Consider the following 1,263-nt stretch of genomic DNA (forward strand, 5'->3'; position numbering starts at 1 on the left):
TCAGCGCTTGAGGTTGGTGGTTTCCTGCAGCATTTCGTCGACGGTGGTGACGATCTTGGCGTTGGAGGAATAGGCGCGCTGGGTGCTGATCAGGTCGGTCAGTTCCTGCGCCACCTCGACGTTGGAGCTCTCCAGCGCCCCGGCGGTCAGCCCGCCGGCCGAGCCCTCGCCGGCCTGGTTCAGGCTGAACTTGCCGGAGTTGCGCGACAGCACGTAGGCGTTGCCGTCGGCGGCCAGGAGCCCGTCGGGGTTGGCGACCTCGGCCAGCGGGATGTTGTAGAGCGGCTTGCGGCTGCCGTTGTTGAACACGCCGTAGACGTCGCCGCGCTCGTCGATCTCGGTACGCACCAGCACGCCGCTCTCGGCGCCGTCGGCGCCGATCTTGAGCGCCGAGTAGTCGCCGGCGAACTGGGTCATGCCGGTGTGGCTGTCGGGCGCGCCGATCGAGACCTCGATGGTCTGCGGCACGGCGCCGTTGTCGACGGTCAGCGTCGCGATGCCGGTGGCGGCGTCGAAGGCGAAGCCCGCCGGCGCCACGGCGTTGGAGGTGGCGTTCGAATAGAGCCGCGGCGCCCCGGCGAGCGGGCCGCTGTCGTGGAAGTCGACGGTGACCTCGCCGTATTGCGCGCCGTCGGCGCCGGAGATGCTCAGCGTCCACTGGCTGGCGGTGGCGCTGGGCTGCCAGGAGAACTGCATCCGCTCGGCCTCGCCCAGCGGGCTGTAATACTCGGCCGAGCTGAGGAACGGCTCGCCCGGGGTGGCCAGCCCGGTCTGCTGGGCCGGGATGTTGCCGCTCACCGTCATCTCGCCGGTGGGCGAGCCGGTCTGCGACAGGCTGCCGAGATTGACGGTCCTCAGGTCGCCGAACTGGTTGCGGTCGACATTGCCGATCGAGGCGGTCTGGTCGTAGGGAAAGCCCGCGAGGTAGTAGCCGGCGGCGTTGCGCAGGTCGCCGTTCTCGTCGGGCAGGAACGAGCCGGCGCGGGTCAGCATGAAGTTCGCCTCGTTGGTCTCGCCCGGCTGCTTCGAGACCACGAAGAACCCCCGCCCGCCGATCGCCAGATCGGTGGCGCTGGCCGTCGTTCGCACGGCGCCTCCCGTGCTGACATCCGAACCCTGAACCGCTCTTACGCCCGAGGGCGCGATGCCGGCATTGTCGCTCAGCGTGCTGGTGGTGACCATCTGCACGAAGCTGCGCCGGTAGCCGTCGGTGTTGGCGTTGGCGATGTTCTCCGAGATCCGGCCCACCGCCGTGGAATTGGC

1 protein-coding gene is annotated in these 1,263 nt (G+C 69.3%); it reads right to left on the reverse strand.

Annotated elements, in window-relative coordinates; genetic code table 11:
- Nucleotides 1-1,263: flagellar hook protein FlgE (locus O4G76_RS19825; RefSeq protein WP_269398879.1), on the reverse strand; the 1,263-nt coding region annotated here is incomplete at its 5' end.

The sequence above is a fragment of the Limimaricola sp. G21655-S1 genome (genome assembly GCF_027213785.1).
Lineage (GTDB): Bacteria > Pseudomonadota > Alphaproteobacteria > Rhodobacterales > Rhodobacteraceae > Limimaricola.